This is a genomic window from Pseudoalteromonas sp. RB2-MNA-CIBAN-0110 (assembly GCF_040309305.1).
Lineage (GTDB): Bacteria > Pseudomonadota > Gammaproteobacteria > Enterobacterales > Alteromonadaceae > Pseudoalteromonas > Pseudoalteromonas arctica.
This window is the reverse complement of the sequence record NZ_JBEOOQ010000016.1, coordinates 50,839-74,864: the sequence shown is the minus strand read 5'-3', so window position 1 is coordinate 74,864 and position 24,026 is coordinate 50,839. Positions and strand designations below refer to the sequence as shown.

Genomic DNA, 24,026 nt, shown 5'->3' with positions numbered 1-24,026 from the left:
GCAATTTTATTAACTACTTACTTCGCTATTTGAGAGTTCATTTAACCTTTCATACAATTTTGGTAGTTCGTGCTCAGCAATTGGTTTACTAAAATAATAGCCTTGTACAATGAAACAATTATTATTTTGTAAAAACTGCATCTGCTCTATTGTCTCAACCCCTTCTGCGACCACGTCTAGCTTTAACTTTTGCGCCATGGCAATAATAGCGGCAGTGATTTCCATATCATTTGTATCCTCAGGGATATCTTTTACAAATGAACGGTCAATCTTCAATATATCAACCGGGAATCGTTTTAAGTAACTGAGTGACGAATAGCCAGTACCAAAATCATCAATAGAAATAGATATACCTAAGGCTTTAAGCTCGTGGAGTTGTGTAATTGCAGCTTCTACATTTCCCATTAGCATACTTTCGGTAAGCTCTAAGTGAAGGCGCTTAGCCGAAACACCCGTCCTAATTATCATTTTACTCAGTGTTGAGACTAAGCTTGAGTCTTTGAACTGGCGAGCCGATAAGTTTATCGATATATTATTTTCTAAGCCTTGCTTTGTTAATCTTACGGCAAAATCACAAGACTCTTGAAGCACCCATTCGCCTAATTCAACTATAAGGCCTGTCGCTTCTGCAATAGGAATAAATTTATCTGGAGGGATTGCGCCTTCAGTTGGGTGGAACCATCTTAATAACGCTTCATAGCCAATGACCTGATGAGTACGACTATCAACTTGAGGTTGGTAGTAAACTACAAACTGTTTTTCTTTTAGTCCTATACGTAGCTCATTTTCAATAAATAAACGCTCATTAGCAGCTGCGTTCAATTCTTGGCTATAAAAATGGAATGTATTACGCCCTTTTGCTTTTGCCTCATACATTGCTAAGTCAGCATGTTTTAATAACTGATCTTCTTCTAGGCTATCGTACGGAGCCATTGTAATACCAATACTCGCGCTCACAATAACTTCATTACTACCTAGTTTTATAGGCACATTCAGTGTTTTTTGAATTGTATTGGCAACATCAGTCGCGTGAGCTTGGCTTTCTATACCACTGAGTAATACTGCAAATTCATCACCACCTAAGCGCGCTATGGTGTCCTCGGCTCGTAAACGTTTTTTAAGTCTGTTTGCCACTTCAATTAATAATTGATCGCCGGCATCGTGACCTAATGTATCGTTAATACGTTTAAATTCGTCTAAATCAAAGTAAAACAATGCAAATGCATAGTGCCCACGTTCTGCTAATGCCATTGATTTACGCAATTGCATTCTAAAAAACGTTCTGTTGGCAAGGCCCGTAAGGGTGTCAAAGTAAGCAAGCTGCTCCATTTTACGCTGGCTTTCTTTTACAAACGAAATGTCTTGTGCAGATGCTACATAGCTGGTTATTTCACCGCCCTCTTCACGAATTGGCGAAACACTTAAAGACACCCAAATTGGCTCTTTATTCAAGCCTTGAATTAATGTATCACCGCGCCAGTAATTACGGCTGCGTAAATCTATGTCTATATCTTCAACTAAAATAGACATTTCTGAGGCAATAATATTAAGTAATGGTGCTCTATTAAAATGACTTTCTGGGTAGCCTGTCATTTCGAGCATTTTTGGATTTACGTATTCAATTACAAAATTCTCATCGGTGATCACAACGCCAGTGCCCGAGAATGCTACCGCTTTAGATAAACGGTTAGCTGCTTTTTCAGCAATTTCTTTTTCTGTAATTCTCTGGTTTAAGCCATCGATAAGTTTGCGAATTTCTACCGTCATGTCTCTAAATGAGCCATTAAGCGTGCCAATTTCATCTTTGTTTTCTGGTGGGAATTCTGTAGTTAATTGACCTTTGCCAAAACTTGTAACTGCATAAACCAAAGTATGTAAACGGCGAAGGACTAGTTGATAAAGCGCTTGATGCAGCAATAAGGCAACTAATATTGCGTATAAAATAAAGAGACCAAAAAACTTCAGTTTTAAATCTTGTAATGCAGATAACGTCGATGAACGCTTTTTATATACCCCTATGTACCAATCTAAGTCATCAATCTTACGAATATTGATAATATGAGCTTCGTCATTTTTTTCAAACGAATTTGCGTATTCAGGTAATTTCACCGCAATTACATCATCAATAATCGACTGCAGCGCTGGGTTTACAAATTCGTTAGTAGCGAGTGCTTTATTATCACTACCATAGTCGGCTAGTAAGGTCGGATTTAAATCTGGGTGTGCTAACAATTGCCCTTTACTATCAAACACAAGTAGGTGTTTTTCTTTATCACCAACAGGTAAAAATGAAATAAGTTTGTTGAGGGAAATATCGCTCCCTGTCACACCTAAAAACTCATTATCGACATAAACTGGCACTAGTAAGCTAATAACCCATTTGCGCCATACTGTATCGTAATAGACTTTTGACCATGCAGGCTCTCTTACTGTTTCAAGCGTGCTTTTAATCGATTTATAAGTTGAGCCATTCGTTGCTCTAAAGTCGGCAGGTGCGTTTAATGCCCAATTTGGAGGAGAAACACGAATAAAATCATCATCTGTTATTAGATAAAAGTTAAAAAAGTCGTGTACCAGTGTAGGAGAAATTATACGCCACAGCATCTCAGAATCATTAAATAGGCGTTTATAAAAAGGAGAGTAATTTTGCTGTGGTAAAAATGCTGCTGATAAACCATCAGCCGAGGCACTGCGAATCGTACCGTCACTATTAAATTGTAACTGTGATTTATTGCTTAAATTAATTGGTGAATTGGGTTGAAAAAGTTGTTGTGTTACTACGTTATTAGCTTGTTGAGCAATATTTACTTTTGTTTTAATGCGCTCATTAAATTGCTTCACTAATAAGTCTGTCGAGCTTTTTAAAACTTCGTGTTCTTCAAAAACGAGTTGCTTCTCTTCAGATTTAAGCATTAAGGCAGCCGCACATACCCCAGCTATTAAGCAAATAGCGGATATGAGTAGCGATAGTTTTACACTTAAAGAATTCAATCCAAAACGCGATGGAGGGCGTCTGTAAACCACGGGTCAACCTTAATTATTAATAATTGTTATTATTTGAACCAGTTAACGAAATATACCAGATCCGCATTCATATATATAAATTATTTGTAAACTTTCTATAAAAACTAATATAGGGAAATAAATAGTACTCTAAGCTTATTTAGATCTTTATTGACATTGGTAGCAACTCTCCATACATTAACTGCATGAACATATTTATCTCTCGCACTTTTTTTTCGTTTTTTAGCTTCTTTATATAGAAGAGGCTTCCCTGTTTGTGAGATAAAATCAATCGAATAGTAAAGCCTCCCAACCGGGAGGCTTTTTTGTTTTTGCTGTGTAATAACAGCTTACTTTTGGAATGAGGATACCAAAATGACAAATGATGTATTAAATGCACTAAGACACGATATAAATGAAATAGACTCCGACTTACTCGTATTATTAGCTAAACGTCGTCGTATTAGCCACGGTGTGGTTGAATATAAAATTGCTAACAACAAGCCAATTCGCGATGAAGCACGTGAACTCGCACTTTTAGAGAAACTGATTGGTTATGGTAAATCACTAGGTTTAGATGCTTACTACGTGAATAATGTTTTTCAAACTATTTTGGAAGACTCTGTTTTACACCAACAAGCAATGCTACAAAAAAACCTGAATCCAGATGCCCTTAGTGAAACACACCGTGTAACTTACTTAGGTGGTCAGGGTTCTTATAGCCAACTAGCATGCCATAAATACTTTAGCCGCCGCCCGGGTAAATTAGTTGAAATTGGCTGTACATCGTTTGACGAAATAACAGGTAAAGTAGAAAACGGACAAGCTGATTTTGGTTTATTACCCATTGAAAACACAAGCTCTGGCAGTATTAACGAGGTGTTTGACTTATTACAGCACGCGCAAGTATCTATTGTTGGAGAAGTAACTCACAGTGTAGAGCATTGCTTACTCGCCAACCCTGATACTGAACTTAGTCAACTAACAAAAATATTTGCACACCCACAACCATTTGCGCAGTGCAGCCGCTTTTTACAGGGCTTAGGTGATTTACAACACGAAACATGTGACTCAACATCAAGCGCGCTACAATCAGCTCTGAACACACCATACAGTGCTGCAATTGGCTCTGCACAAGCGGGGAAAAACGTCGGGCTTGAGGTTATTAAATCAAACCTAGCTAATCAAAGCGAAAACCATAGCCGCTTTATTGTTGTTGCACGTAAGCCTCTACAAGTGTCTAACCAAATTCCAACTAAAACTAGTTTGATCATGTCGACAAAACAACAAGCGGGCTCACTAGCCGATGCGTTAATGATTTTTAAGCAGCATAAGATTAATTTAGTAAAACTTGAATCTCGCCCTACTCCAGGCAATCCGTGGGAAGAAGTTTTTTATGTTGACCTAGAAGCAAACTTAGCTGAAAGCCAAGTAAAAGAAGCGCTAGAAGAACTTAAAGAGCACACCCAATATGTACGTATTTTAGGATGCTACCAAAGCGAGTCACTACAGGCAGTAAGCGTTAATACTTGATAAGCAATTTTACAAATCAAAAAGGGCCGATATCGGCCCTTTTTCGTTAACTAGTACCAGTCTGCATAAATATTTTAGCAATTTAACGAATTAAATCCCCATACTTAAGCAAACGGTATAATAAATATTAATCTAAAACTTTTGAATCATTCGCTTTATTTAATAAGCTTCTGCTTTGCGTTAAAAAGTGTTCTGTCGAGTCAGAAAAGTAAACTTTCGCCTCAGCAAAAGAATCAATAAGCGCTGCTTTATCTCCCGCTTTTAATTTTGTTAATGTACTTGCGAAGGTATCTTGGTACTGTGCAAGTAAGGTTTCTACATCATCGAATTGTGCTAGCATAATATCTGAGTAAAGCTCAGGCGACTGCGCAAATAAACGCCCTACCATCATCAGTTCTAATTGATATATAGGTGACGAGCAGCTACGTAATTCTTCTAGTGTATGACTTTGTTTTGCTAGAAATTGTCCGTACACAAATGTCGTTAAATGGCGCATTACCTGAATAATTTGCATTGCTTCATCATGCTTTTTAGCATCAAGCTCAACAAGCTGACAACCCCATACTTGTAACTGCTGTAACAAACCTTTTGCCGCTTGGTGTTCTCGCCCTTCACATACAACAACTGTTTGTTTTACCCAGTGTGATATATCAGGCCCAAACATAGGATGTAAACCAACCACAGGGCCACTGTGCGCAGCTTTTAGTGCTTTAATAGGCGATTGCTTTACCGATGTAATATCAACTAGTAAACAGTCTTCATCTAGTTTAGGTAACTTAGCAACGACAGCGTCCAATGCATTAATAGGTACGCTAATCATTACCAGCTTGGCACCTTTTAAAATACTTTTAGCATCGTTTTGCTGATCTTTATCTAAGATTTTAACTTCGTAACCTGAGCGAATAAACTGCTGTGCAAATAACTGGCCCATGGCACCTTGACCACCCACAATCACAATTGGCGAAAGCTCTGGCGCTGCGCATGCAAGTTTTGCTTGTTGGTTTTGATAGGCTTCTCGCATCATGCGTCTTAGTATATCTTCAACGAGATCTGGGCTTACATTTTGATTTATTGCTTCTTGTCGTCTTGCCGCTAATAGCTCTGCTTCACGGACAGGTGCATGTAAAGGCGCGCCTGTTTGTTGTTTTATCTCACCAATTTTTTGCGTAATACCATTACGTTTAGCGAGTAAGGCAACAAGTTGTGCATCGCATTCATCTATACCTTCTCTTAGCTGTGCTAAATCACTTATGTCAGCCACGTTCGTCCCACCTTAAAAAACCAAATAACGTAAATATAAATTTACATAAAAGTAAACTAATCAATACGATAAATACTAACAGGATCAGCTAACTGAGAAAAGGCTAAAGCGGAAATTTTACTAATGAGGAATTGAGAATTGAGAATTGAGAAAATAATATTCTAAAACCAAAACGGGTTGCAACCCGAAGGATGCAACCCGTTTTTTTGCGTTGATAAACAGCGCGTATTAGTTAAGTTTTTCTCTAATACGTGCAGATTTACCAGAACGCTCACGTAGATAGTAAAGCTTAGCACGGCGAACTGCACCGCGACGCTTAACTGTTACGCTATCAATAAGAGGGCTGTGCGTTTGGAATACACGCTCAACGCCTTCACCGTTCGAGATTTTACGAACTGTGAATGCTGAGTGAAGACCACGATTACGCTTAGCGATTACAACACCTTCAAAGGCCTGTAGACGCTCTTTAGCACCTTCTTTTACTTTTACCTGTACAACCACTGTATCACCAGGGCCAAATGCAGGTACGTCTGTTTTAAGCTGCTCATCTTCAAGCGCTTTAATAATATTTTGGTTTACTTTTGCCATTATGTTTCTCACTTTCCTAGGTGTAACTGTCTTCTAGCCACAAGCTTTTTGGTACTCTTGCTGAAATTTCGCGAGTAATACCGCTTGCTCCTCAGTCAGAGCTAGGTTATGCAACAAGTCAGGACGTCGTAACCAAGTTCTGCCTAATGACTGCATAAGCCGCCATTTTGCTATCTCTTGGTGGTTACCACTGAGTAATACAGCAGGAACCTGTTTGTCGTCCAATGTTTCTGGTCGTGTATAGTGTGGACAATCTAACAAGCCATCCGAAAACGAATCTTGTTCTGCTGACTGATTATGACCTAACACACCTGGCACTAATCGCGCTACTGCGTCAATTAATGTCATGGCAGGTAGTTCACCACCACTCAAAATAAAATCACCAATTGACCATTCTTCGTCAACATATGATTCTATTATTCTCTCATCTATACCTTCATAGCGACCGGCAATCAAAATCAGTTTTTTAGAGTTAGCGAGTTCGCTAGCACCTTGCTGATCAAGTTTGCGCCCTTGCGGGGACATATAAATTACTTTAGCACCATCACCAGCTGCTTTTTTAGCTTCGGCAATCGCTTTTTTTAATGGCTCAACCATCATTAACATACCAGGTCCGCCCCCGTAAGGACGGTCATCTACGGTTCTATGCTTATCTAAAGCGTAGTCTCGTGGATTCCAGCAGTTAAAATCAATTAAGCCATTTTTTACTGCGCGACCGGTAACACCTTGGTCTGTAATAGCGTCAAACATGTCTGGAAAAAGGCTTATCACCCCTACCCATAATGAACTAGTTTGCGTCATTAAAAACCAGGATCCCAGTCTACGGTAATTTCTCTTGCGTCGTATTTAACTTCTTTAATAACTGAATCAGTTAAAAAAGGAATCAAACGCTCAGCTTGACCAAATGCGTCTTTACTGTTTGCTTTAACAACCAGTACGTCATTTGATCCTGTCTCCATCAGGTCATCAACAATGCCTAAGCTATAACCTTTATCGGTTACAACAGACATGCCAATGAGATCTCGCCAATAGAACTCACCTTGCGGGAGTTCTGGTAAATGCGCTGCATCCATTGAGATTTCTGCATGGGTATAAGCCATTGCTTCGTCTCGGTCGTTTACCTGCGCAAATTTAGCGATAAAGCCTTTGTTGTGGCGACGCCAGTCGACCACTTCTAAGGACTGCCATTTACCTTGCTGCCCTATCAACCACGGGCTGAAATCGAAGATCCCTACGGGATCATCAGTAAATGAATGTACCTTAAGCCAGCCCTTTATACCATATGGGGCACCGAGCTTTCCTACGACAATTATTGATGAGGTGTTCTCTTGACTCATGGTTACACTTACGCCTATTAAGCCGCTTTACGAGCGTCTTTTACTAACTTAGCTACGCGATCTGAAAGAGATGCGCCCTGACCTACCCAGTGTTCAACACGTGGTAAATCTAAACGAATTTTTTCTTCTTGACCTGAAGCAATTGGGTTAAAAAAGCCTACTTTCTCGATGAAGCGACCGTCACGCGAGAAACGGCTATCCGCAACCACAATTTGATAGAAAGGGCGTTTTTTAGCGCCACCACGTTGCAAACGAATAGTTACCATACCGTCCTCTATAAAGATTGACTGTTTTCATTAATAAGATTTACTCCCCAGAATGGGGAGCTGGGGAATTGTACGAGTTTTTGGCAATAACGCAAGTAAGAAGTGAACCAAAAAGGCAGTTTAGTAGGTTAAACCGTGATCTCAACGACAAATAAGAGTTAAAGGTGTATTACATGCATAATTTATTCAACAAAAAAGGAGCTATTTGCTCCTTTAAATATGATTCGCTATTATTTTAAAAAGTAACTTAATGGTACTTTTTAAAATTTAGGACCGCCGCCGCCCATCATTCCAGGTGGTAACATGCCTTTCATACCGCGCATCATTTTAGTCATGCCGCCTTTACCTTTCATTTTTTTCATCATTTTTTGCATTTGCGTAAACTGCTTAAGCAACTTATTAATCTCTTGTACTTGTGTACCAGAGCCAGCTGCTATGCGTTTTTTACGCGAACCTTTAATGATTTCTGGGCGTGCACGCTCTTTTTTAGTCATAGAGCTAATAATAGCTTCCATTTGGATAAATGTTTTATCACCCATTTGACCTTTAACAGCATCTGGTAAGTTAGACATACCAGGGAGCTTATCAAGCATTGACATCATGCCACCCATGCTTTTCATTTGCTTTAATTGGTCAGCAAAATCATCAAGAGTAAAACCTGCGCCTTTAAATACTTTTTCAGCAACTCTAGCAGCTTGCTCTTTATCTACTTTCATCTCGACTTCTTCGATTAATGAAAGTACGTCACCCATGCCTAAAATACGCGACGCTATACGGTCTGGGTGGAAAGGTTCAAGTGCGTCAGTGCGCTCACCCACACCCATAAACTTGATAGGCTTGCCAGTGATGTGACGAATAGATAAAGCAGCACCACCACGCGCATCACCATCGGTTTTTGTTAATATAACACCGGTAAGTGGTAATGCTTCGTCGAATGCTTTAGCTGTATTCGCCGCATCTTGACCTGTCATTGCATCAACAACGAACAAGGTTTCAATTGGGTTGATTGCTTTGTGAAGATCTTTAATTTCATCCATCATGTTGCTATCAACATGTAGACGACCTGCAGTATCAACAAGTACTACATCTATAAATTTCTTTTTAGCATGAGAAATTGCAGCGGTTGCAATATCAACTGGCTTTTGCGAAATATCACTTGGGAAGAAATCAACATCAACTTCTGCTGCAAGCGTTTCTAGCTGTTTAATAGCCGCAGGACGATAAACATCGGCACTTACTACAAGTACTGATTTCTTTTTTCGCTCTTTTAAAAACTTAGCAAGCTTAGCTACACTGGTGGTTTTACCCGCACCTTGTAGACCCGCTACCATTACAACGGCTGGCGGTTGCGCATTTAGACTTAGCTCTTCATTAGCCTCGCCCATTGCTTTTTCTAGTTCTTCACGCACTATTTTTATAAATACTTGGCCTGGGCTTAAGCTTTTTGTAACTTCAACCCCAACTGCGCGTTCTTTAACTTGTTTTACAAAGTCGCGAACAACAGGCAATGCCACATCGGCTTCTAAAAATGCCATACGCACTTCGCGAAGTGTGTCTTTTATGTTGTCTTCCGTCAGACGGCCACGGCCACTGATATTTTTTAAGGTTTTACCTAATCGTTCTTGGAGGTTCTCAAACATGTAACGGTTCCGATAAGACGTTTATATCAATCCATTTAAATTTTACGATTAATTTGATTTTTCAATTAACCTAGATTGACTTATTAAGTTTCAATTAAAAGTAGTATACCGTATATGGCGTCTTACAATATAGTGTTCAAGTGCACCTTGATGAGTTTCTTTTTTTAAGGTCTATGCATTTGCTTTGCTATAAAATACAATGGCTATATAACAACAAGGATTATTTTGTCTCAAATTAAGTGGCCCAAGCACAATGCTGATTATTAGTTTAACTATTATTGCCAGTTTATTTTATGTGTTAGCAACGTCTCACGTGCTTTCACGCCTGTTTCATCAACAAGGCCCAAGCCAAAAAGTAACCGTTATTTTAAGCACGGTTGCTATAGTGGCGCACATGCTGCTATTAGTTAACTCTGTTTTTAGAGCCGACGGTCAAGATTTAAGTATCGTAAACGTCGCTCTTTTGACGTGCTGGGTGATTGTGGTCTCGGTGACAGCTGTCTCGCTAAAATTCCCTGCTACTTTATTGTTGCCCGTTGTTTATGGTTTTGGTGCCTTACTAACCATTGCCAGTTTATTTATTCCTCATCATATTTTATTGCAAAGTATTAATATTGAGGTGGGTTTAGTAACGCACATCTCTTTATCTTTGTTAGCCTACTGTATTTTAATTATCGCTACTTTATACGGTGTACAGTTTTACTTTATTGATAAACGTTTAAAACGTAAAGATTTAGCAATTGTGCATAGCCATCTTCCGCCTTTAATGGTTGTGGAGCGCCAGCTTTACCAACTTCTTAATTTAGGCACTATATTACTCACATTTGCATTACTTTCAGGGTTCGTATTTCTTGATGGAATGTTCGCTAAAGAGTTCATTCATAAAACAATATTATCGTTAGTTGCGTGGGCTATTTTTGCCGTTGTAGCTATCGGGCATATGAAAAAGGGTTGGCGCGGTAAACCGGTGGTTATTACAATCATGGTCGCTGCATTTGTCCTCACACTCGCTTATTTTGGCAGCCGTTTCATACAAGAAGTGATACTAAATAAGTTTTAACTTGACTCTGCTTGCTCACTCTAGCTTAATACGCATTGATTTATAAGAAAAGGATCCATCGTTGGACGACATATCGACAAGTACCCTATTTATCATTTTAGGTTTTTTGGTGCTTTTTTCTGCTTATTTTTCTGGTTCAGAAACCGGAATTATGTCAATCAATCGTATACGCCTGCGACACCTCGCTAAAGAGGATCATCGTGCAGCTAAACGAGTCAGTAAATTACTTAGCCGTCCAGATAGGCTCATCGGTTTAATTTTAATCGGTAATAATCTTGTTAATATAGCAGCAGCCCAAGTTGCAACCATCATAGGTATTCGCCTTTACGGTGACCTAGGTATTGCTATAGCAACCGGTGTGTTAACTCTAGTTGTACTTATATTTGCAGAAGTAACACCTAAAACCCTTGCTGCCCTCTACCCTGAAAAAGTTGCTTTTCCAAGTTCAATAATACTTAAGGGATTACTAAAAATTCTGTTCCCTTTTGTCGTGGTTATTAACTGGATGACAAACGGTATACTGCGGTTATTTGGTATTAGTGCTGCTCAAATCGACGAACACAGCATGAGTAAAGAAGAATTAAAAACAGTACTCAATGAGTCAGGCGCACTTATTCCTGCTCGTCATCAAAGTATGCTGACTTCAATTTTAGATTTAGAACAAGTAACCGTTGAAGATATTATGATCCCACGAAACGAAATTGTGGCCATTGATATTAATGACGATTGGAAGCTGATTAGTCGCCAGCTTACCCATGCACAACATACTCGTGTGTTGTTGTATCGCGATAATATAGATGATGCAGTAGGTTTTATTCACTCACGTGATGCGCTTCGTCTACTTACAAAAGAGCAATTTGATAAACCATCTTTGCTACGAGCTGTACGTGAAATTTACTTTATCCCTGAAGGAACATCACTAAATACTCAGCTATTAAAGTTTCAGCAATCTAAAGAACGCATAGGCTTAGTGGTAGATGAGTATGGCGACATCCAAGGCCTAGTGACCCTAGAAGATATTTTAGAAGAAGTTGTTGGCGATTTTACAACTACGCAAACTCGTACGCCGAGCGAAGAAGTAGAAACACAAACTGATGGCTCATGTATTGTGGATGGCGGCGCTAACGTACGCGATTTAAATAAAGAAATGGGTTGGGATTTCCCGCTCGATGGACCTAAAACTTTGAGTGGTTTAATTGTTGAATACTTGGAGAATATTCCTGATGCAAATATTAGTCTACGTATCGCGGGATATCCTATTGAAGTACTCGAAGTTAAAGAAAATATGATAAAACAAGTGAAGATACTGCCGAATAAGCGTTCTCGCTAAATAAAAAAGGAGCCAATTGGCTCCTTTTTTATATCCATTAATAACTATCTAGCCAAATATAAGACGTTCAAACCAACCTTTATCAAGCTCTTCTTCGCAGTGTTTTAATTGCGCACCATAACGGCTAGCTCTGTGCTTAACTTTGTTCGCAACACCCATTAGCCACTTTTTCTTTTTGTACGTGCCACGCTTATATCCACCCCAGCCTTCATGGTAATTAAGGTACTGTGCGTAAGCATCCCATTTAGAGATTTTATTTACTTTATGCGTTTTATAAACAAACCACGCCATAAAGTCGATTGCATCGTCAAAGTCATCTCTATCAGCACCGTTGTTGCCTGTTTCACGAATATAATCAGACCATGTTGGTGTTTTAGCTTGCGAGTAACCATAGGCATCACTTGCGCGACCAGTAGGAATTATCCATAAGAAGTACTCCATAGGCGGAGCGGCATCATGCTTAAATGAGCTTTCTTGGTACATCATACTCATGAGTACATGCTTGGGAGAACCCCATTTTTCTTGTGCATCTTTTGCATCGAAATACCAATCGGGCTTTTCTTCAAAGATTTTACATAAATCGTTAGGTTGCTTTGGAGGTGCTGTAGCACAACCGGCTAAAGTAATGGCGAGAGATAGGATAATTGCATTTTTTTTCATTTTTCTAAGATCTCACAGAACTTTTTTATAAAGTGTGGGTCTGACTCAATGAATGCAGCAGTACAGCATTAATTCATCCCTGAATATATTTACGCAGCCAACTTAGGCTGCGTTTTTTTTTACTTAAATGTTGCTAAATACCAAGGTTATTTACCGTCAAAATACGCATCTAAAAACGCGGTAAATGACTGGGTATCTGCTTGCTCAATTGCAGCTTGTGCTTCGTTAGACTCTACAACTTGTTGTTCCAGCCAAGGCTTTAAAAACTCGCTGTAGTCAGTATCTGCGTGGCTTTGCTTATATTTACTAGCCAATGCTAGTGCAAAGTGACCGTTGTCTAAACCAGACTCTTTTAATTGTGACACGTAACGTCCAGAGTAAGTAAGCTCTGGATTATGTATCCACGTTGCCATGCGCTTTATAGTATCTGAGTAATAGTTAACGCCATAAGCATTATCCATCCATTTAGCGACATCTGTAAGCTGGGTAAATATTTCATCGCCCCACGACTGAAGGCTACGCTGTGTGTTATTAAAGTTAAGCATTAGCCCTTCTTCTCGACCTTGGTTTACTACTGTGTCGAGATTTTCAGTACTACGTGCTTGTTCTTTCCAATCCATTGGAGCTGAATCTTTTAATAAACAATACGTTAAAAACACATCTAAAAAGTGAATTTGCTCAATATCAATACCAACTTCGCTAAACGGGTTAACGTCTAATGCGCGAATTTCTACGTATTCAATGCCTGCTCGAAGCAATGCATCCGTTGGCGTTTCGCCACTTTTCGCATTACGCTTAGGACGAATTGGCGAGTAAAATTCGTTTTCAATCTGCAGAATATTTTTATTTAACTGCTTAGGGTTTTCACTCTTGTAGTCATCAAGATCACCATAAATTTCTGATGGTGTGTTGATTGCTTTTTTAAGGCCCGCTACATATTCATCTAACGAGTTATACATTACGCGTAGTGACGACTGAGCGCTATTTGTATAACCTAAATTACCTAAACGCAGTGCTGTACCAACTTCTAAGTAAAGCGTGCCTTTACCTAGTTTTTTAAATGGTAAGTCAGTTTTTCGACCTTGCAAAAATGAGTTACACAATGCTGGCGATGCGCCAAACATGTAACTTATTAGCCATAGTTCGCGTTTAAAGTTACGAATAAGCGATAAGTAGCCTTCTGAAATAAAATCTTGAAGGCTTGCATTGCTTTTTTGTAAAGAATGAAGTGACTGCCAAAGCGTATCTGGGAATGAAATATTAAAGTGAACACCTGCAATTGCTTGCATCATACTACCGTAGCGATTTTTTAATCCTTCACGGTATAGTGTTTTCATTTGACCAGTATTTGAACTACCAAATTGAGCTAACACTATATCGTCTTGGTGCTCAATAAAACACGGCATGCTAATGGGCCAAAGTAGTTCATCGCCCATTTTTTCTAGAGTGAACTTTTGAAGGTCTTTTAATTGCTTAAGCGTTTGCGTTGACGATTCACTAACTGGAGTAATAAATTCAAGTAAAGACTCAGAAAAATCAGTTGTGATATGGCCGTTAGTTAACGCACTGCCCACACCTTTTGGGTGACCTTGAGGTGATATTGCACCATTATCTTGTATTCTTAGCGACTCTCGCTCTATGCCACGTTTAATGCCTTTAACTGCATGTTGGTGCTCATTTACTGATAACGCTTCAAGTGCGTTAGCTAAATCATGTGTTGTCAAAAAATCTTTCCTCGGGCCACGTGGCTTAATCATAAGGTTATGGGGGCTAATTACTTAGACTCAAGATTAATACCAATTTTATTGAAAATATGATCATTCTATCGCATTAAATAGCGCACTCACTGCGTTAAAAATCATTCATATAGAACAACTATATGTCATAATTTTCGCCTTGTTATTGTGCTATTTTCTTAGCGCTATAATTGATCACTTATTTAATGCAACTGGTATAAATTGCTAGAACAATATAATTTTTCTAAGTTAATAATTATTTACCCACTCTATACATGCGTTTGATATGACCAACATCATTATATTAAGTCGTAATATTGCCATTGCTCTGGGCATTATACAAATGCTTTAAATGCGTATTTAAGTATAAATTAAATACGCAAAATATAAGCCTAAAATAATAGACCGGAACTTATTTAAAATGAGTTCAATTTAGCTACTCGATATTTAAATTTGATCTAGATCAATAAAAACAATTATTTGCCTTATGAGCATAAAAGGAAAGACGCTATTTTTTGCTTTGTAGTGTGTAACCAATATAATGACAGCAACAATAAAGGATGATAATAAACATAATGCACAATGATAAAAGCTTAAAAAATGAAGAAGTATACTTTGATGAGTCACAAGAGCTTGTTTCTACTACCGACCTCAAAGGTGTAATAACATACGTCAATCAAGAGTTTTGCTCTGTAGCAGGTTATAGCGCACAAGAGCTTATCGGTCAGCATCATAATATTGTTCGTCACCCTGATATGCCAAAAGCGGCCTTTAAAGAAATGTGGGCAACATTAAAACAAGAACACTCGTGGCGCGGTATGGTTAAAAACCGCTGTAAAGATGGCCGTTATTATTGGGTAGATGCCTTTGTAACCCCTATTTTTGAGCATAGCCGACTTGTTGGTTATCAATCAGTAAGAACCAAAGCGAGCTCTCAACTTAAACAACGCGCACAAAACCTTTACGACAAAATAAATACCAATAAGTCATTATTTAATCTGCGGGAGCACACTGGGATAAGACAAAGTATTACTTTTGTATGCCTATTACTTTGGCTGATTTTTATTGCTGTTACGGGATCAATCTCTTTAGCTGTAATTAGCCTATTGATGTGCGCCTTAGTTATTGCGCTAAATTATGACGAACTGATTGTTACCCCTAAAATATTACGCGAACAAAAAGCAAAAGCCGATTCAATCTCTCGCTATATTTACAGCGGCCATACACCGCATAGCGTAAGTGATTATAGAGAGCAAATGCTAAGCGCAAAATTGCGCACGGTTCTTGGCCGTATGAAAGACTCTACATTAAGCTTTAATGGCATCGCAACTGATCTAGATAAACAATCTACGCTTACTGAAAAAGGCATTTTTTCGCAAGGTGAGCGTTTAGAACAAATTGCATCAGCGATGACTCAAATGAGCTCTACCATTGGTGAAATATCAGTAAATACCGCTCAAACAGCAGATAAAGTGAATAACACCCATCAAAGTTGCTCTGAAATAAAAGACCATATTGCAGATAATAGTAAAATGGTATCTGATTTAGCTTTTCAAGTAGAAAAGGCTGCAACCACAGCCACCAGCTTAGCCTCTGAAGCCGATAAGATTGGTAAAGTAATGAGTGAAATAGAGGGAATTGCCGATCAAACTAACTTACTTGCCCTTAATGCAGCGATTGAAGCAGCTAGAGCGGGAGAGCATGGTCGAGGCTTTGCTGTAGTAGCCGACGAGGTAAGGACCCTTTCGTCACGTACTCAAAATGCTACAACACAAATCCACAGTTCTATTAAAGAAATACAAGATACTTTATTTAGCTGGTCTAAAGTAATGCAAAGCACTAAAGCACAAGCCGATAATTGTGTGCTGACAACCGATAAAACTCAAGTTGAATTAGAGGGGATTTTTATCCAAATCAGTGAAATATCTCATTTAGCAATACAAATATCATCTGCTGCAGAAGAGCAACAAATGGTTAGTAATGATATTAGTAATAATGTTTCGCAAATTAAAGACTTTGGAGATAACAACTTAAGCTTAAGCTTTAATGTGGCAAAAGGAGCAGCTGAACTTGTTGAAGGTTCACGTAGGGTGAACGATTTATTACTAACTTTTAAAGTTTAACAAACATAAAAAAGCCGCTATTTTAGCGGCTTTTGAGTTTAATTATTTACAATTAACGCTTGGAAAATACCAGAGAGTCGTCATTTGCATCAATAACGATCACGCAACCTGGTAAGTAGTCTCCATTAAGTAACTTTTGTGCCAGCGGGTTTTCAATCGTTTGTTGAATAGCACGCTTAAGCGGACGTGCACCGTACACAGGATCAAACCCACTTGCTGCAATTCGCTCAAGAGCAGCATCGCTTATTTCAAGCAGATATCCCATCTCAGTTAAACGCTCACGTAATTTCATTAACTGAATATCAGCTATTTCTTTTATATGCTCGTTTGCTAACGGGTGGAACACGACAGTCTCGTCTATACGGTTAATAAATTCAGGCCTAAACTCATTAATTAATACTTCCATTACTTTAGCTTTAAGGGTCGTGTAATCATTATTACCCGCTTGCTCTTGGATAATATCTGAGCCTAAATTTGAGGTCATGATAATAACAGTATTTTTAAAATCAACGGTTCTACCCTGCCCGTCAGTTAATCGGCCATCATCTAATACTTGCAGTAAAATATTAAACACATCAGGATGCGCCTTTTCTATTTCATCAAGCAATATCACTGAGTAAGGTTTACGACGTACTGCCTCGGTTAAATAACCGCCCTCTTCGTAGCCCACGTAACCTGGAGGTGCCCCTACTAAACGTGCAACTGAATGCTTTTCCATGAACTCAGACATGTCGATACGCACCATGGCATCTTCGGTATCAAACATAAAACCAGCCAGTGCTTTTGTCAGCTCTGTTTTACCCACACCAGTTGGACCTAAAAATAAGAAAGAACCAATAGGACGATTAGGATCTGCAAGCCCGGCACGTGAGCGTCGTATTGCGTTAGAAACAGCAACAACCGCTTCATCTTGCCCTATTACTTTACTGTGTAACTTATCTTCCATTTGCAGCAGCTTTTCACGCTCACCTTGTAGCATTCTTGCAACAGGAATACCTGTCCAGCGAGACAGTATTTCAGCAATTTCATCCTCACCTACTTGGTTTTTAAGCAGAGTCATTTCTTGCATTTCGGCTTGTGAGGCTAAATCAAGTTTTCGTTCAAGTTCTGGAATTCGCCCATATTGCAGCTCTGACATACGCTGTAAATCACTTGCTCTTCGCGCTACATCTAAATCTAATCTTGCTTGTTCAAGCTCGGCTTTAATTACTTGCGTGCCTTGAAGTGATGCTTTTTCAGCATTCCATATCTCGTCTAGCTCACGATATTGCCCATCAAGGTCGGTGATCAACTCTTGCATTTCAGCTCGGCGTTTTTGACTTGCTTCGTCTTTTTCTTTCGCTAGCGCATTATCTTCTAACTTTAGCTGGATGATACGGCGTTCAAGCTTGTCTAACGATTCTGGTTTGGAGTCAATTTGTAATCGAATCGAAGAACCCGCTTCATCTATTAAATCAATCGCTTTATCGGGTAACTGACGGTCACTAATGTAACGATGAGATAACTGCGCCGCAGCAACAATCGCGGGGTCAGTAATTTCTACTGAATGATGTAACTCATATCGCTCTTTTAAGCCACGTAATATTGCAATGGTATCTTCAACAGATGGCTCTTCAATAAGTACCTTTTGGAATCGACGCTCAAGAGCTGCGTCTTTTTCTATATATTTACGGTATTCATCAAGCGTGGTTGCGCCAACACAGTGTAATTCTCCGCGTGCTAATGCTGGCTTTAACATATTGCCTGCATCCATGGCACCGTCACTTTTTCCTGCACCTACAATAGTATGTATTTCATCAATAAATAAAATGACTTGGCCTTCTTCTTTAGCCAATTCGTTTAATACTGATTTTAAACGTTCTTCAAATTCGCCACGGTATTTAGCACCCGCAACTAACGCCCCTAAATCAAGTGATAGTACGCGTTTATTTTTTAATCCTTCAGGTACTTCACCATTAATAATACGCTGTGCTAACCCCTCGGCAATTGCTGTTTTACCAACACCTGGTTCACCGATTAATACAGGGTTATTTTTAGTGCGGCGTTGTAGTACCTGAATCGTGCGGCGAATTTCGTCATCGCGACCAATAACGGGGTCAAGCTTACCTTGCTCTGCTCGCTCAGTTAGATCAATCGTGAATTTTTCAAGCGCTTGACGTGTTTCTTCGGCATTTGGGTCATCAACTTTTTGACCGCCGCGAATCGCTTTAATTGCAGTTTCAATTTTAGTCGAGGTAATATTTAACGACCTAAATATATCGCCAAGTGGACCTTTATCATCGCATGCCGCCAGTACAAATAATTCACTTGAAATATATTTGTCTTTGCGTTTTTGCGCGTACTTATCACATAGATTAATAAGTGATGCCATATTGTTTGATAGCTGGACGTCGCCACCTACACCTTCTACTTTAAATAATTTTTCTATTTCTTGTGAAAGCTTGGTGTTGAGTTCGTCAGCGCTGACACCCGTTTGTGCAAATAATGCACGTACACTAGAGCCACTTTGCTTTAGCAATGAATACATTAAATGTACGGGTTCAATAAATTGATGATCGCGACCAAGGGCTAGCGATTGCGCATCAGAAAGCGCAGATTGAAATTTACTTGTAAATCTATCTAAACGCATGGTGTTACCTATTAAATAATCTAATTGCTTAATTAATGGGTATGTTTAGGTGTTTGTTCAAGGTGTAGGGGGAAATATAATGATTAAAGATGTGAATTACTTGCGCCAGATCAAACTAGCCATACGTCCAGTTTGTCCATCTCGTCGATAAGAAAAAAATAAGTCACTTTGAGAGACTGTGCAGTAGTCGCCACCCGTAATATTTTTAACGCCTTGCTGGGTAAGTAAAGTACGCGCAATACCATAGATATCAGCAAGATATTTACCATTAGTTTGTAGTGTAAATGCTTGAATAAATAAAGGGGACCTTTTTTGAAATAACTCAAACACTTCAGCCCCAACCTCAAATCGAGTTGGCCCAATTGCAGGCCCTAGCCACGCATTTATATTTTCACACTTTGAGCTAAAACATTCCAAAGTATTTTTAATAATTCCCTGCTCAAGCCCTCGCCAGCCGCCATGTATAGCTGCAACTTCTTTTTCATCATCACTGACTAATAAAATAGGTAAACAATCGGCGGTCATTATAGCCAAAGGCTGATTTAATAACTGAGTATAAAGCGCATCAGCATCGTGTAACTCATCAAAATCAAAATGTTCATCAACAATAACAACATTAGAGCTATGAACTTGATTTAGCCACACGGCAGGTTTAGGTAGGAGATTTGTTAATAATGAGCGATTTTTTGATACATGATTTTGATTATCACCAACATGGAATCCCAAGTTAAAACTTTTAAATGGGATTTTTGAAACACCACCTTCACAAGTAGTACTTAACGTTCCTACTTTATGAAGGTTTTGCCATGTCGCTGACAATAAGTGCATTATCTATCGATATCAGGATTAGCTTTAGTATCTTCACGTAATGCGAGTGTCATAGCAACCATATCGTCTGGGATAGGTGCTTGCCATGTCATCATTTCACCCGTGATTGGATGCGCAATACTCAATTTTACAGCATGTAGTGCTTGGCGTCTAAAGCTACGAAGTAACTCAAATAACTCAGGTGTTGCACCTTTAGGTGGACGCGGACGGCCGCCATAAGATTGATCGCCAATTAGCGGGTGATTTAAATGTGCCATGTGCACGCGAATTTGATGCGTACGACCTGTTTCTAAGCGCAGGCGTAAACGAGTATGAGCACGGAATTTTTCAGCAACACGGTAATGTGTAATTGCCGGTTTACCCAGTTCATGTACTGCCATATGCGTACGCTGAGTCGGATGGCGGCCAATCGCTTTTTCAACCATACCACCTGCGGTCATAGTACCATTACACAGTGCTTCATATTCACGCGTGAAGTTTTCACGCTTTTGTAGCGCTGTTACTAAATGCGTTTGTGCTGGAATCGTTTTAGCTACAACCATTAAACCGGTCGTGTCTTTATCTAAACGATGCACAATACCCGCGCGTGGTACGTTAATTATTTCAGGGTAGTAATGTAGTAATGCGTTTAGCACTGTTCCATTAGGATTACCCGCACCAGGGTGAACCACTAGGCCCATTGGTTTATTAATTACCAAAATATCATCGTCTTCATAAACAATGTTTAATTTGATATCTTGTGCTTCGTATTCGCGTGGTGCTTCAATTGTTGTTTCAACACTTACAACTTCACCACCTAGTAGCTTTTCGCGTGGAGTGTTGAAAATTTCACCGTCTACGGTGATTTTATCATCCAATATCCACGTTTTTATACGAGAACGTGAATAATCAGGGAACAATTGTGCTAATACTTGGTCTAGACGTTTACCACCTAATTCGGTTGGAACGTCGGCTTGAAGAGAAATTTGCTCTGACATTAGTAACTTTACCCAATTTACCAGTGCAAGCTTTGCTCGACTGGGTTAGAATCGCTTTTAATAAAAGCATAATATAATACGCATAGTTTACTCGGTTTTACCGACTTGGCCTAGCCGAAGACATCGAAGGTAACAAATAAAATGATAAATAAAATAGGGAAACGTGCATTTGCCATTGTTTTTTCAGTTTCTGTACTTAGTTTAGGCGCTTGTTCGTCTGCTCCAGACCAAGAAGACATTCAACGTGTACCGAATAAGTCTGCACACGCTTTATATGAAGACGCAAAAGAAACACTAGATTCTGGTTTATATGCTCGCGCAATTGAACTTTTGAGTGCAATAGATTCTCGCTACCCGTTTGGCCCATTCTCTAAACAAGTACAAATGGACTTAGTGTATGCACATTACCAATCAGGTAATACTGAACAAGCACTTGCAACCATTGACCGCTTTATTCGCTTAAATCCAAACCATAAAGACCTAGATTACATGTATTACATGCGTGGTTTAGTAAACATTAAAGCAGATAAAAATGCGTTCCAAGAGTACTTTGGTGTAGATAGAGCTGATAGAGATGCAAACCGTACACGTGTTGCATTTACCGATTTATCGACACTAGTAAAACGCTTTCCGAAAAGTGATTACGCGCCTGAAGCTAAGCGTCGTTTAGTATGGCTTTTAAATCGTATGGCACGTTATGAATTAAAAGTAGCCACTTACTATTATGAGCGTGAAGCTTATTTAGCTGCTGCTAATAGAGGTAAGTTTGTTGTTGAACACTACTCACAAAGCAGTTACTTAGATCCCGCGCTTGAAATGATGGAAAAAAGTTACGACCAATTAGGTTTAACTGAGCTTAGTGAGCACGCAAAGCAAACACGAAGACTAAATAAAAGAACTAAATAAAAGAACTAAATAAACAAAAAGGCGCTTAGTAAGCGCCTTTTTACTGCGTAGAAGAAAATCTTAAATCGCTTCTTCATCTTCCTCAGCAGTACGAATACGTATTACACGCTCAACATCAGTGACAAATATTTTACCGTCACCGATTTTTCCTGTTTGTGCCGTTTTTACAATAACTTCAATTGCACGGTCTACATCTTCATCAGTCAATACAATATCAAGTTTTACTTTAGGTAAAAAATCAACCATATACTCTGCGCCACGATATAACTCAGTGTGACCTTTTTGACGTCCAAAGCCTTTAACTTCGCTTACCGTCATACCTGTTATACCTACATCCGACAACGCTTCACGCACATCGTCTAACTTAAAAGGTTTGATAATTGCTTCTATTTTTTTCATATTAATTACTTTTGAAAGCTCCAGTTGCCTCGATTTTAGACAATCATGATGTTCATAGCAAACAAAGCGATTGAATTACGGTGATAAAACAACCGATCATGGTATAATTTATTGTATAAAAATAGCTATACTTAAATGACTAGCAGTAAATGAGATTAATATGAAAAACAAACAAAACGGATTCACTCTTTTAGAACTCATGGTAACCGTTGCTATCGTTGGGATCATTGCATCAATTGCGATTTGGAATAGCAGCGATATGCTAGAAGAAAATAGAGCTGAGAATTTTTTGTTGGAATTAAAAAGAAATATTAGCTATGCACGCTCTCAAGCAGCAAGTACAGATGAAATAGTCGTTATATGTGCCGCGCAGCATGGTGAAGTAAAAAATCAAAATGACACAATGCAATGTCGTAATCGATGGGACAGAAATAAAATTATCATTGTATTCATTGATGGTGATAATAGCGGTCAATACAACAGCTCTACAGACTCTTTACTACGAGTTATGGAAAAAATAAGCCTTAATGACAAAATAAAATATACTGGTAATGATAGGAGATTACGGTTTAATACCAGTGGTCGAATAACAACGAACCCCGGTGATTTTGTATTTTGTCCTAATAATGGCAGTGAAAATAATAAAGCTTTAACAGTATCTCAATCTGGTACTTCTTTTTATACCGGTGATACAGCTCAGACTTGCGGTTAAAAAACATACAAATTCATCTTGTCATATTTGTATCATTTACTAGACTGAGTTAATCATTTATTAACTCAGGTCTTCAAGGATGAGATTATCAATATCAAAAAACAAGGGAGTGACACTTCTTGAATTAATGGTTTCAATTGCTGTTGTCAGTGTAATCAGCCAATTATCGATGTGGTTTTATCCAGACTTCTTGGCTAAAAACCGATTAGATAACCATGTGAATCTGCTACACCGAAATATAAATTATGGCCGCCTTTACGCAATTGAAAATGGTACTTACGTCACGCTTTGCGCACTAAAAGGCAGTCAATGTACAAAGGACGAGTGGGATGGTCAAATGTCACTATTTATCGATAAAGATAAATCAACGACTCTAGATGATGATGAGTTACTCTTAAGTACTTTCGAGGATGTTCATGATGCTGATACTTTAGAGTATCCGCGCAACGCCATTACATTTCGTCCAGATGGTTCTTTAAATGGTTTTCAAAATGGGACTTTTATATATTGCCCCAATAGCAATAAAGCCAATCTCGAAGGATTGGCTTTATCTGTAAGTCAAACGGGTAGAATTCGCATCAAATCAACTGATAAGTGTCAGAAGAAGTAATCTAGGCTATCGACCCCAACAATAATCAATATCAGAGTTACCTTTACTTCCTTTTGCACCTTTAAGGCCTGTGTCAGTAATTGTAAGCTCTTTACAATCGTTATCCCCCTTTACAGCACCGGCTATAGGCTTAGCTGTAATAGTGAAGGTATTGCTATCGACTACTTTTATGGATAGCTCAAAGTGACCATTTTCGGTCTTACTTTGCAATCCTAAATCAGTAAATGTCTCTGTATATTCCCTATTATCGACAAAATACTGCTCCTCCTTGTTTGCAGCATCTAACAATGCTGCAGCAGCTTCAGCGCGCGAAGCACGCTTTACATATTCAGTATAGTTAGGCAGCGCAATTGAAGCGAGTATGCCGACGATAGCAACGGCTATCATCAGCTCAATTAAGGTAAACCCGTGTTGTTTTTTCATCTAAT

The 24,026-nt window shown here is 38.9% G+C and carries 21 protein-coding genes and 1 other annotated feature; of the genes, 7 read left to right on the top strand and 14 right to left on the bottom strand.

Features of this window, described 5'->3' with window-relative positions:
* Positions 1-9: 9 nt before the first annotated feature.
* Complete coding sequence (locus tag AAEY68_RS10040; RefSeq protein WP_021032079.1) at positions 10-3,024, bottom strand: bifunctional diguanylate cyclase/phosphodiesterase; 3,015 nt, start codon at positions 3,022-3,024, stop codon at positions 10-12.
* Positions 3,025-3,216: 192 nt separating this feature from the next.
* Positions 3,217-3,334: a sequence feature (Phe leader region), on the top strand.
* A 44-nt stretch (positions 3,335-3,378) separates the two neighbouring features.
* Here AAEY68_RS10040 and AAEY68_RS10035 point away from each other — a divergent pair.
* The gene (locus tag AAEY68_RS10035; RefSeq protein ID WP_007581410.1) at positions 3,379-4,536 is read left to right on the top strand and encodes a chorismate mutase; all 1,158 of its coding nucleotides are present in this window, start codon (positions 3,379-3,381) and stop codon (positions 4,534-4,536) included.
* A 127-nt stretch (positions 4,537-4,663) separates the two neighbouring features.
* On the opposite strand, the gene tyrA is transcribed toward AAEY68_RS10035, so the two are convergent.
* The 6 genes from tyrA to ffh form a co-directional block, all read right to left on the bottom strand.
* Positions 4,664-5,797 carry a bifunctional chorismate mutase/prephenate dehydrogenase gene (gene tyrA / locus AAEY68_RS10030; RefSeq protein ID WP_024593586.1) on the bottom strand — a complete coding sequence of 378 codons (1,134 nt, stop codon included), beginning with the start codon at positions 5,795-5,797 and terminating at the stop codon, positions 4,664-4,666.
* A gap of 228 nt (positions 5,798-6,025) precedes the next feature.
* The gene (gene rplS, locus AAEY68_RS10025; RefSeq protein ID WP_007581406.1) at positions 6,026-6,385 is read right to left on the bottom strand and encodes a 50S ribosomal protein L19; all 360 of its coding nucleotides are present in this window, start codon (positions 6,383-6,385) and stop codon (positions 6,026-6,028) included.
* 33 nt (positions 6,386-6,418) lie between these two features.
* Entirely contained in the window at positions 6,419-7,186 is a 768-nt protein-coding gene (gene trmD, locus AAEY68_RS10020) for a tRNA (guanosine(37)-N1)-methyltransferase TrmD (protein WP_007581405.1), read from the bottom strand.
* Entirely contained in the window at positions 7,186-7,722 is a 537-nt protein-coding gene (gene rimM, locus AAEY68_RS10015) for a ribosome maturation factor RimM (RefSeq protein ID WP_010554631.1), read from the bottom strand. Before rimM ends, trmD begins: the two co-directional genes overlap by 1 nt.
* A gap of 17 nt (positions 7,723-7,739) precedes the next feature.
* Entirely contained in the window at positions 7,740-7,988 is a 249-nt protein-coding gene (gene rpsP, locus AAEY68_RS10010) for a 30S ribosomal protein S16 (RefSeq protein ID WP_002962192.1), read from the bottom strand.
* A gap of 260 nt (positions 7,989-8,248) precedes the next feature.
* Entirely contained in the window at positions 8,249-9,628 is a 1,380-nt protein-coding gene (ffh, locus tag AAEY68_RS10005) for a signal recognition particle protein (protein WP_007581399.1), read from the bottom strand.
* A 253-nt stretch (positions 9,629-9,881) separates the two neighbouring features.
* On the opposite strand from ffh, the gene AAEY68_RS10000 reads away from it, so the two are divergent.
* Positions 9,882-10,688, top strand: a complete 807-nt coding sequence (locus AAEY68_RS10000; protein ID WP_024593585.1) for a cytochrome C assembly family protein — start codon at positions 9,882-9,884, stop codon at positions 10,686-10,688.
* Between the two features lie 61 nt (positions 10,689-10,749).
* The gene (locus AAEY68_RS09995) at positions 10,750-12,018 is read left to right on the top strand and encodes an HlyC/CorC family transporter (RefSeq protein WP_024593584.1); all 1,269 of its coding nucleotides are present in this window, start codon (positions 10,750-10,752) and stop codon (positions 12,016-12,018) included.
* Between the two features lie 48 nt (positions 12,019-12,066).
* On the opposite strand, the gene AAEY68_RS09990 is transcribed toward AAEY68_RS09995, so the two are convergent.
* A complete protein-coding gene (locus tag AAEY68_RS09990) occupies positions 12,067-12,678 on the bottom strand; it encodes a transglycosylase SLT domain-containing protein (protein ID WP_010554629.1) in 612 nt (203 codons plus the stop codon).
* A gap of 146 nt (positions 12,679-12,824) precedes the next feature.
* Positions 12,825-14,402, bottom strand: coding sequence for a glutamate--cysteine ligase (gshA, locus tag AAEY68_RS09985; protein ID WP_010554628.1), 1,578 nt, complete (start codon positions 14,400-14,402; stop codon positions 12,825-12,827).
* Positions 14,403-14,989: 587 nt separating this feature from the next.
* Here gshA and AAEY68_RS09980 point away from each other — a divergent pair.
* Positions 14,990-16,537, top strand: coding sequence for a methyl-accepting chemotaxis protein (locus AAEY68_RS09980; RefSeq protein ID WP_024593583.1), 1,548 nt, complete (start codon positions 14,990-14,992; stop codon positions 16,535-16,537).
* A 52-nt stretch (positions 16,538-16,589) separates the two neighbouring features.
* Here AAEY68_RS09980 and clpB read toward each other — a convergent pair whose 3' ends face one another.
* The 3 genes from clpB to rluD all read right to left on the bottom strand — a co-directional run bounded on the left by clpB (position 16,590) and on the right by rluD (position 20,971).
* Complete coding sequence (gene clpB / locus AAEY68_RS09975) at positions 16,590-19,166, bottom strand: ATP-dependent chaperone ClpB (RefSeq protein WP_024593582.1); 2,577 nt, start codon at positions 19,164-19,166, stop codon at positions 16,590-16,592.
* 96 nt (positions 19,167-19,262) lie between these two features.
* On the bottom strand, positions 19,263-19,994 hold the full coding sequence (gene pgeF / locus AAEY68_RS09970) for a peptidoglycan editing factor PgeF (RefSeq protein ID WP_350585878.1): 732 nt from the start codon (positions 19,992-19,994) through the stop codon (positions 19,263-19,265).
* Positions 19,994-20,971: a 23S rRNA pseudouridine(1911/1915/1917) synthase RluD gene (gene rluD, locus AAEY68_RS09965; RefSeq protein WP_007581384.1), complete on the bottom strand. Its 978-nt coding sequence runs from the start codon at positions 20,969-20,971 to the stop codon at positions 19,994-19,996. The genes pgeF and rluD overlap by 1 nt, the downstream gene beginning before the upstream one ends.
* Before the next feature lie 141 nt (positions 20,972-21,112).
* Between rluD and AAEY68_RS09960 the strand changes: the two genes are divergently transcribed.
* Entirely contained in the window at positions 21,113-21,877 is a 765-nt protein-coding gene (locus AAEY68_RS09960) for an outer membrane protein assembly factor BamD (protein WP_007581382.1), read from the top strand.
* Positions 21,878-21,937: 60 nt separating this feature from the next.
* Here the strand turns inward: AAEY68_RS09960 and glnB are convergent, their stop codons facing one another.
* Positions 21,938-22,276: a nitrogen regulatory protein P-II gene (glnB, locus tag AAEY68_RS09955; protein ID WP_002962211.1), complete on the bottom strand. Its 339-nt coding sequence runs from the start codon at positions 22,274-22,276 to the stop codon at positions 21,938-21,940.
* Between the two features lie 160 nt (positions 22,277-22,436).
* Here glnB and AAEY68_RS09950 point away from each other — a divergent pair, with 160 nt between their 5' ends.
* Positions 22,437-22,988 (top strand): GspH/FimT family pseudopilin, encoded by a 552-nt coding sequence (locus AAEY68_RS09950; protein WP_007581379.1) that lies wholly within the window; start codon positions 22,437-22,439, stop codon positions 22,986-22,988.
* 79 nt (positions 22,989-23,067) lie between these two features.
* The gene (locus AAEY68_RS09945) at positions 23,068-23,598 is read left to right on the top strand and encodes a GspH/FimT family pseudopilin (RefSeq protein ID WP_024593581.1); all 531 of its coding nucleotides are present in this window, start codon (positions 23,068-23,070) and stop codon (positions 23,596-23,598) included.
* A 6-nt stretch (positions 23,599-23,604) separates the two neighbouring features.
* Here the strand turns inward: AAEY68_RS09945 and AAEY68_RS09940 are convergent, their stop codons facing one another.
* The gene (locus AAEY68_RS09940; RefSeq protein WP_024589416.1) at positions 23,605-24,021 is read right to left on the bottom strand and encodes a type IV pilin protein; all 417 of its coding nucleotides are present in this window, start codon (positions 24,019-24,021) and stop codon (positions 23,605-23,607) included.
* Positions 24,022-24,026 lie beyond the last annotated feature (5 nt).